Genomic DNA, 9267 nt, shown 5'->3' on the forward strand with positions numbered 1-9267 from the left:
TACGCGGGCTGCCGCCCTGGGAGCCGCCGCCGTGAGGGCCTTCCCCGCCGGGAGGCCGGTCGTAGGGGCTGCCGCCCTGAGGGTTCTCGCCGGGAGGCCGGTCGTACGGGCTGCCGCCCTGGGAGCGACCGCCGTAGGGGCCGTCATCGCGGGGCTGGTTGCCGTACGGGCCACCGGCCTGCGGGCCGCCTCCGTATGGGCCGCCCTGGGAACCGCCGCCCCGTGGGTCCTCCGCAGACGGGTCACCGTACGGGCCGCCGCCCTGGGGACCGCCGACCTGCGGGTCCTCGCCCAGGGGTCGGCTTCCGTACGGACTGCCGTGCTGCGCTTCTCCACCCTGCGGGTCGCCGCCGTGCGGGCCGCCGTCCCGCGGGTCCTCGCCGGGGGGCGGTGGCTGCTGTCCGGAGCCGTGGGGCGGTTCGGTGCTCATGGCCCGAGTCGACCGCGAACCCCGGGCTCTCGCATCCGGCGCACGGCCGTAGGGAGTAGGGGGCGGGGCCTGTATACGCCATACCGGCGACATCGCGCGGCCCGGAGCGCGCACCGCCGGCTGCGCAGGGCTCGCTCGTGCGGTCGTCGCGCGGCGTCCGGACGGGGCCCGGGGACGCCGCAGCGGGCGCGCCCCGCGGGACGCCCGCGGAAGGGCCCGCGAAACGCCGTGCGGCGCCAACGAACGACGCCGCCGCCGTACGGGGCGTCAGCCGGCCACGAAGGTGTGCGCCGCCTTGTCGTGCCAGCACTGGTGCCACGGCCGGTCGAACAGGCACCACACCACGCCCACCACGCCGATGCCCAGCAGTCCGGGCACGCTGTAGACCAGCCAGCGGCGCAGGGCGGTGCCGAACGACGGCGGCTCGTGGGCCTCGATGTCCCGCACTTGCAGACCGCACAGCTTCTTGCCCAGCGTGCGGCCCCACTTGGCGGTGGGCAGCGCCTCGTAGAGGACGCCGAACAGCAGCAGCACGGCGAGGACGATGCCGAGGTACGTCGCCGTCGTGCCGTCCAGCAGCCAGACCGTGACCGTACGGCCGGAGAGCCTGGCCGCGTCGATCTTCTCCTGGACGTGGTCGACCGCCTTTCCGCCCAGGGGTACGGCGGCCACGGCGGTGACGGCCGTGAGGACGACCGTGTCCACCAGCCGGGCCGCCAGCCGCTTGCCGAGGCCCGCGGGCCGGGCCGAGGCCTGACGGCGCGCCGCCGCCTGGAAGGGGTCCTCGACGGGGGGCTTCCACGGCGCCACGGGCTGGCCGTCGGCCGATCCGGCGAGCCGGTGCACCTGCTGGGCCCAGGACGACTGTCCCCCGCCGGGGCCGGCGCTCATGGGCGTGGCAGCGGCGGCAGCGGAAGGAGCGACCGGCGCCGCGGCGGCCTGGTGCGGCACCGAGGGCGGGGCGGGCTCCGGCGGTACGGAGGGGGACGCGGCCGGGACGGCGGCGCCCGTGCGGGCCTGGGCCTGCGCCGCAGCCCGTGTGGCGGCCGCCTTCCCGGCGGCGAAGCCGGGGCCGCCCGCACCGCCGGCGGCCGCGGCCTGCCCGGCCTGACCGGGCGCTGCGAAGGCGGTCCCGCTGCCCGGGGCGCCGAACCCGGCCGCCGGACCGGGCTCGGCCGGTCCCGGAACGACGGTCGCCGCGTCGCCCCGGTGCTGGGGCCCGTGGCCGCCGGCCTGCGGACCCGCCGCGGTCCCCGCCGTACCGGCTGCCCCGAACGCCGCCGGACCGCCCGGCCCGGCCGGACCCGGCGCACCGAAGGTGCCCTGCGGTCCGGAGGCGCCGGGGGCGCCCGCGTCGCGGACCGGACGGAACGTCATGGTGCCGTCGTCGGCGGGGCCCCCGGCGGCCGGGACGCCCGGCGTGGCGGCCTGCGCCGTGGGACGGCGGAAGACGAAGGTGCCGTCGGTGGACGGCGCGCCGTCGGCCGGTGTGCCGGACGCAAGCGCGCCGCCCGCGCCCGCGGGACGGCCGATCGCCGCGTCCGGGGCGCCGGCCGGCCCGTCCGGGTGCGCGAGCCTCGGGTCGGCCGCGGCCGGGGAGCCCCAGGACACGCGGCGGTCCTGGTCGCCGCCGAAGCCCGACTGGTGCGAGCGGTCGGCGCCCCACGCCGCAGCGGGTTCCGGGCGGTCGCCGGGCGGCGCCCCGGCCGGGCCGGGCTCCTCGGCCGGGTCCTCGTCGAAGAAGTGCGGGCCCGTCTCCTCGACCGCCGCGGGCGCCGGTGCCGGGCGCACGCCGGGCGGCGGGCTGAGCGGTTCGCCGTCGGACGGCGCCGGTCGGCTGGTGCCGGGCACCCAGGCGGCACCGTTCCAGTACCGGACATATCCAGGAATGGACGGGTCCGGGTAATAGCCCTCGCGGGGCCTGTCGTCACCGGGTGCCGGGGTTGGGGCGCTCATGTCCGTCGTCCCGTATCTGCTCGGGGGCCGTCTGGGGGCCTCCACATCTATCAGACCGGCGCACCCGCCACCCCCGGTCCGGCCGGACCGACTCCTTTCCGGGCAACCTCGTGCACGAACTTCGCATCCGCGGACGCACGGCCGGAGAAAAGTCCCCCGACTCGGATCACGCCGGGTACCCCGTCGCCTGCCGACCCCGGCGGGCCGCAGCCACCGGGACCGCCGTACCGCCACGCCCGCAGCCGCCGGGACGGCTGTGCGAGGGGGCCCGCGCCCGGCGGGACCGCCGTACCGTCGGCCGGGAGCGGTCAGAACAGCTTGCCCGGGTTCAGCAGGCCCAGCGGGTCGAAGACCTGCTTGATCGCCTGCTGGACCTCCACGCCCACCGGGCCGATCTCGCGGGCCAGCCACTCCTTCTTCAGCACGCCCACGCCGTGCTCGCCGGTGATCGTGCCGCCGAGCCGCAGGCCGAGGGCCATGATCTCGTCGAAGGACTCCAGGGCGCGGCGCGACTCGTCCGCGTCCCGGGCGTCGAAGCAGACGGTGGGGTGGGTGTTGCCGTCGCCGGCGTGCGCGCAGACCCCGATGGTGAGTGCGTACTTCTCGGCGATCCGCTCGATCCCGTCGAGCATCTCGCCGAGTCTGGAGCGCGGCACGCACACGTCGTCGATCATCGTCGTGCCCTTGACGGCCTCCAGCGCGGTGAGCGACAGCCGCCGCGCCTGCAGCAGCATCTCGGACTCGGCCGCGTCCTCGGCCGGGACGACCTGGGTGGCGCCGGCCGCCTCGCACAGGGCGCCGACCGCGGCGAGGTCGGCGGCCGGGTCGGGGGTGTCGAAGGCGGCCAGCAGGAGGGCCTCGGTGGTCTCCGGCAGGCCCATGTGCGCCAGGTCGTTGACGGCCTTGACCGTCGTACGGTCCATCAGCTCCAGCAGCGACGGCACATGGCCGCCCGCCATGATCCGGCAGACCGCGTCGCAGGCGGCGGCCGCGGAGGCGAACTCGGCGGCCAGCACCAGCTGCTGCGGCGGCTGCGGCTTCAGCGCGAGGACCGCCCGGACGACGATGCCGAGCGAGCCCTCGGAGCCCACGAACAGGCGGGTGAGGTCGTACCCGGCGACGCCCTTGGCGGTGCGGCGGCCGGTGGACATGAGGCGCCCGTCGGCGAGGACGACGTCGAGGCCGAGGACGTACTCGGCCGTGACCCCGTACTTCACGCAGCACAGGCCGCCGGAGGCGGTGCCGATGTTGCCGCCGATGGTGCACATCTCCCAGCTGGAGGGGTCCGGCGGGTAGTACAGGCCGTGCTCGTTCACCGCGCGGGAGAGCGCGGCGTTGACGACGCCCGGCTCCACGACCGCGATTCGGTCGACCGGGTTGATCTCCAGGATGCGGTCCATCTTGGTCAGGGACAGCACGATGCAGCCCTCGGAGGCGTTGGCCGCCCCGGACAGGCCGGTGCGGGCGCCCTGCGGGACGACGGGGACGCGCAGTGCGGTGGCGGTGCGCATGACGTGCTGAACCTCCTCCACCGTGCGCGGCAGGACGACGACGGCGGGCGCGCCCGACGGGCAGAAGCTCGCCATGTCGTTCGCGTAGGAGGCCGTGACGTCGGGGTCGGTGAGGACCGCCTCGGCCGGCAGGCCCGCGAGGAGCCGGTCGGTGAGGGTGCCCTGGGCCTCGGTGCCTTCTTCGGGCGGGGCTTGGATACGGCTCATGATCACAGCGTCGCACTCGGTGCCATCGGTGTGAACCCCGTCGGCCGCCCACTCCGCCTGCCGGGTGACGGTCGCCGCACGGGCGCACAGTGAGCGGCATGGACAAGCCGGCGAGCGCCACGCAGAAGCGACAGCACGGCCACCGGGCGGGGCCGGCCGGCGGTGCGGGACGCCCGCCCGTGCCGCGCCACGTCCGCGTGGTGCGGGGGCTGCTCGCCGTCGCGGCCGCGGGGGCCGTCGTGGCGGGCGGGCTGTCCCTGCTGCCCGAGGCGCGGGACCGCGCGGCGCCGCCGGCGCCCGAGGCGCCGGCGGCGGTCCGGGCCGGGGTGCCGGTCGCGCTTCGCTGCGGGCGCAGGGGCGGTGGGCCCGGGGTCACCGGGCCCACCGCGGGGGATCACAGGTTGCCGCGCCGGGCCTGCTCGCGCTCGATGGCCTCGAACAGCGCCTTGAAGTTGCCCTTGCCGAAGCCCATGGAGCCGTGCCGCTCGATGAGCTCGAAGAACACCGTCGGGCGGTCCTGGACCGGCTTGGTGAAGATCTGCAGCAGGTAGCCGTCCTCGTCGCGGTCGGCGAGGATCTTCAGCTCGCGCAGGGTGTCGATCGGGACGCGGGTGTCGCCGACCCACTCGCCGAGGGTGTCGTAGTACGAGTCGGGCGTGTCCAGGAACTCGACGCCGGCCGCGCGCATCGTGCGGACCGTCTGCACGATGTCGTTGGTGTTCAGCGCGATGTGCTGGACGCCGGCGCCACCGTAGAACTCCAGGTACTCGTCGATCTGCGACTTCTTCCTGGCGACGGCGGGCTCGTTGATCGGGAACTTGACCTTGAGCGTGCCGTCGGCCACGACCTTCGACATCAGCGCGCTGTACTCGGTCGCGATGTCGTCGCCCACGAACTCCTTCATGTTCGTGAAGCCCATGACCTTGTTGTAGAACTCCACCCACTCGTTCATGCGGCCCAGTTCCACGTTGCCCACGCAGTGGTCGATCGCCTGGAAGGTGCGCTGGGCCGGGGGCTCGACGATCGGCTGGGCGGCCGCGTACCCGGGCAGGTAGGGGCCGTTGTAGCCGGAGCGGTCGACGAGGGTGTGGCGGGTCTCGCCGTAGGTGGCGATCGCGGCGAGGACGACGGTGCCGTGCTCGTCCTTCACCTCGTACGGCTCGGCCACCGAACGGGCGCCGTGCTCCAGCGCGTAGGTGTACGCGGCGCGCGCGTCGGGCACCTCGATCGCGAGGTCGACGACGCCGTCGCCGTGCTCGGCCACGTGCTGGGCGAGGAAGCGGCCCCAGTCGGAGTCGGGCTTGATCACCGAGGTGAACACGAAGCGGGCGGAGCCGCTCTCGAGCACGTAGCTCGCGGTCTCGCGGCTGCCGTTCTCCGGTCCGGAGTACGCCACCAGCCGCATGCCGAAGGCGGTGGAGTAGTAGTGCGCCGCCTGCTTGGCGTTGCCCACGGCGAAGACGACCGCGTCCATTCCCTTGACCGGGAAGGGATCGGCCTGCCGGGCGGTCACGTCGGGAGTGTGCTCTGTGGTCTGCGTCATGGCGGAAGCGTCACCCGGGCCTGCAAGGTGCGCAATAGTTTGCGTTTTCACTGGGCAACATGTTCGGTGAAAGCCCCGTACCGACGGGCTTTCTGTACAGGATGACCATCCGGGGAGGCTGCCGTGGCGATCGATCAGCTGGACGGCCGCATCATCGTGCTCCTGGCGCGCGAGCCGCGCATCGGCGTGCTGGAGATGTCGCGGCGGCTGGGCGTCGCGCGGGGCACGGTCCAGGCGCGCCTGGACCGGCTCCAGTCGAACGGCGTGGTCCGCGGCTTTGGTCCGGAGGTGGATCCGGCGGCGCTCGGCTACCCGGTCACGGCGTTCGCGACGCTGCAGATCCGGCAGGGGCAGGGGCCGGACGTGCGGGCCCACCTGGCGACCGTGCCGGAGGTGCTGGAGCTGCACACCACCACGGGCACCGGCGACATGCTGTGCCGGCTGGTGGCTCGCTCGAATGCCGATCTTCAGCGTGTGATCGACCGGGTTGTCGGTTTTGATGGGATCGTCCGGGCATCCACGGCGATCGTGATGGAGAACCCCGTTCCGCTGCGGATCATCCCGTTGGTGGAGCAGGCCGCGGAGGACCGGGCCAGCAACCAGGGCCGGCCGACGGGGTGAGCGCGCGTGACGTGGTGGGAGTACCCGGGCAGCCGCCGTGAGCAGCCGCTCACGGCGCGGGGGTGAGGCGGCGTGACGGCTCCGCGTCCGGACGCACGGGCCGATTCGGAGACCGACACCCCCGAGGCGGCGAAGCCGCGGGGCCACGGCAGGAATCCGGCCACTTCCCGCCCGCACGCACGAGCCAGGGCCGAGGCCCACACCCCGCAGGCCACCAACCCGCCTGCCGACACCGGGGACACGGCCACCCCCCGCCCACACGCACGAGCCAGGGCCGAGGCCCACACCCCGCAGGCCACCAACCCGCCTGCCGACACCGGGGACACGGCCACCCCCCGCCCGCACGCACGAGCCAAGGCGGAAGCCGGGAACTCGCAGGCTGCGAGCCCGCCCGGCCGCGACGGGAGTACGGCCACTCCACATCCGGAAGCACGGGCCAGGGCCAAGGCCCACACCCCCCAGGCCACGGACCCGCCCGCCCGCGCCGGGGATACGGCGTCGCGCGCTACCGGTCCGCCGGCCCTGGTGCGGATCGGTTCCGCGGCGTCGCGCGCCGCCGGCGCACCGGCTGCCGCCCGGACGCGTGTCGCGGTATGGCGGCCGGCCGTCGCTTCGGCTACCGCCCGGGTCCGTTCCGCCGCAGCGTGGCGGACTCGCGCACGGGCCGCCGCACGGATCCGCTCCGCCGCGTCGCCGCAGACTCGCGCACGGGCCGCCGCACGGATCCGCTCCGTGGCGTCGCGCGCCGCCGGCGCACCGGCTGCCGCCCGGATCCGTCTCCCGGCAGCGCGGCCGGCCGTCGCTTCGGCAGCCGCGCGGATCCGTTCCGCGGTGTGGCGCCCGACGTGCGCACCGGTCACCGCCCGGACCCGTTCGCTCTCGGCGCGGGAGGTCCGGCGGAAGCTGACCCTGCTGCCGACGGTGCTCGTCGTCGTCCTCCTGGCCACCTCGTCGTGGTTGCGGCTGGCTCCCCTGGACGCCGTCTCCCGGCGGGCTTTCGCGCACGGCCGGGCGTCGGTGGCGCTGTGGCAGCACATCGGGCTGGCCGTCGGGGGCACCGTCCTCGCCCTGGTCGTCGCGGTGCCGCTGGGTGCCGTACTGACGCGCGGGGCCCTGCGGCGGTCGGCGCGCGTGCCGGAGGCGGTGGCCGCCGCCCATCTGGCCGCCGCCCTGCTCGGGCTGCTCGTCCTGCTGGTGTTCCGGCTCGGCGGCGACACCTGGGTGGTCGCGGCCGTCGTGACCGTCTGCGCCGCCCTGCCGCTGCTGTCCCGCGCGGTCACCGGCCTGCGCGGGGTGGATCCGGCGCTGCTCACCCGGGCGCGGGCCGCGGGCGTCTCCCCGTCCGCCATCCTGGTCAGGGCGGAACTGCCGGCGGCGCTCCCGCTGGTCCTGGCCGGCGTCCGCGGGTCACTGGTCATGAGCGTCGGTGCGGCGACCGTCGCCGGCTTCGCCGGGGGTGGCGGCCTGGGCGCACTGATCGCCGCGGGCGTCAGCGCGCGGCGGATGCCCGTGCTGGCGCTGGGCACGGTCCTGTCCGTCTGCCTGGCCCTGATGCTGGACTGGCTGGCGTCGCTGCCCCTTCTGCTGGGGTGGCTGCCGGGCTCGCCGGCGAGGCGGCACCGGGATGCACGCGGCAGGCGGCGCCGAGCGACGACCGCCGGCACCTGACGCCCGCGCGTCCGCACGTCAGCAGCTCGGGACCGTGCCCCTGCCCTTCTCCAGGGCCACCAGGGAGTCGACCGCGCCCTTCAGCGTGGTGACCGGGACCAGCCGCAGCCCCTTCGGCAGCTCCGACCTCGCGTCGGCGCACTCGGCCTTCGGCACCAGGAACACCGTCGCCCCGTCCCGGCGGGCCGCCTGCGTCTTGAGGGCCACGCCGCCGACCGCGCCGACCCTGCCGTCGGCGCCGATCGTGCCCGTGCCGGCGATGGTGCGGCCGCCGGTGAGGTCGCCGCCGCTGCCGTCGCCGTCGAGCTTGTCGACGATGCCGAGGGAGAACAGCAGGCCGGCGCTGGGACCGCCGACGTCGGCGAGACTGAGCGCGACCTTCACGTCCTTGTCGTCGAGGTGCAGGTAGGACAGGGCCGCCCGGGTCGCCGCGTCCTGGGACTGCTTCATCTGCGCGGCGTTGTGCTGCTCGATCTCCTTGACGGTGTCGCCGCTCGGGTAAACCGCGTCGCGCGGCATGACGGCCCGGTCGGTGGCGAACCAGCTGTCGACGAGGTCGCCGAGCGAGACGGACGTGTCCGGCCCCGTCGCCTCGATCGTCGTCATCCGCAGCTGCCCGCTCGTCGTCCGCGTCGGCGCGCCCGAGATCGTGATCACCTCGGTGCCCTTGTTCTTGCCGAGGACGTTCGCCGTCATCCCGGGCTGCGCCACCGAGAACGGCAGCGGTGCGAACACCGCCGCGGCGACGAGGGCGACGACGGGCAGAGCGCAGACGGCGACGGCCTGTGGGCGCGGGAGGCGAGAGAACACGGGTTCAATCTACGCGACGACGCGGTCCGGCCTCCTGCTGGTGGCCGGACCGCCGCCCGGCCCGGACCTGCCGCTCACGGCGCCTCCCGCGACCGGCGCGGGCGAGCGCGGGACGACGCGCGGAGGGACGGCGACGCGGGGCGTCACGGCGCGGGGACACGGGGCGCGGGGAGGCGGGGACACGGAGACACCGGCCGCGCTCGTGTGCCGCATCGACCGGTGACCGGTGGCCCAGCGCAGGCGATGGACGGGCAGGACACCCCGGCGCCGCAACCCCAAGCGACGCGGCCCGCCGAGGCAACCCCAGGCGACGCCGCCCGGCGCAGGCGACCCGGACAAGGCACCCCGGCGGGGGCGACCGAGGGCAAGGCGTCACGGCGAGGCAACCCCAAGCAACGCCGCCCGCCGAGCCAACCCCAGGCGACACCGCCCGGCGCAGGCGACCCGGACAAGGCACCCCGGCGGGGGCGACCGAGGGCAAGGCGTCACGGCGAGGCAACCCCAAGCAACGCCGCCCGCCG

At 75.6% G+C, this 9267-nt stretch carries 6 protein-coding genes and 1 pseudogene; 2 read left to right on the forward strand and 5 right to left on the reverse strand.

Annotated features, from left to right (window positions below):
• The 4 genes and pseudogenes from ABZ920_RS04915 to hppD all read right to left on the reverse strand — a co-directional run.
• Positions 1–430 (reverse strand): annotated as a pseudogene (locus ABZ920_RS04915) (Na+/H+ antiporter subunit A); the annotation flags it as partial.
• 267 nt (positions 431–697) lie between these two features.
• Complete coding sequence (locus tag ABZ920_RS04920) at positions 698–2386, reverse strand: RDD family protein (RefSeq protein ID WP_361498832.1); 1689 nt, start codon at positions 2384–2386, stop codon at positions 698–700.
• 308 nt (positions 2387–2694) lie between these two features.
• Positions 2695–4110, reverse strand: a complete 1416-nt coding sequence (locus ABZ920_RS04925; protein WP_361498834.1) for an FAD-linked oxidase C-terminal domain-containing protein — start codon at positions 4108–4110, stop codon at positions 2695–2697.
• 388 nt (positions 4111–4498) lie between these two features.
• Complete coding sequence (hppD, locus tag ABZ920_RS04930) at positions 4499–5647, reverse strand: 4-hydroxyphenylpyruvate dioxygenase (RefSeq protein WP_361498836.1); 1149 nt, start codon at positions 5645–5647, stop codon at positions 4499–4501.
• 123 nt (positions 5648–5770) lie between these two features.
• Here hppD and ABZ920_RS04935 point away from each other — a divergent pair, with 123 nt between their 5' ends.
• Entirely contained in the window at positions 5771–6268 is a 498-nt protein-coding gene (locus ABZ920_RS04935; RefSeq protein WP_361498838.1) for an Lrp/AsnC family transcriptional regulator, read from the forward strand.
• Between the two features lie 831 nt (positions 6269–7099).
• On the forward strand, positions 7100–7936 hold the full coding sequence (locus ABZ920_RS04940; protein WP_361498840.1) for an ABC transporter permease subunit: 837 nt from the start codon (positions 7100–7102) through the stop codon (positions 7934–7936).
• 18 nt (positions 7937–7954) lie between these two features.
• Here the strand turns inward: ABZ920_RS04940 and ABZ920_RS04945 are convergent, their stop codons facing one another.
• Positions 7955–8746 carry a S16 family serine protease gene (locus ABZ920_RS04945; RefSeq protein ID WP_361498842.1) on the reverse strand — a complete coding sequence of 264 codons (792 nt, stop codon included), beginning with the start codon at positions 8744–8746 and terminating at the stop codon, positions 7955–7957.
• Positions 8747–9267 lie beyond the last annotated feature (521 nt).

It is taken from the genome of Streptomyces sp. NPDC046831 (genome assembly GCF_040645305.1).
GTDB lineage: Bacteria > Actinomycetota > Actinomycetes > Streptomycetales > Streptomycetaceae > Streptomyces.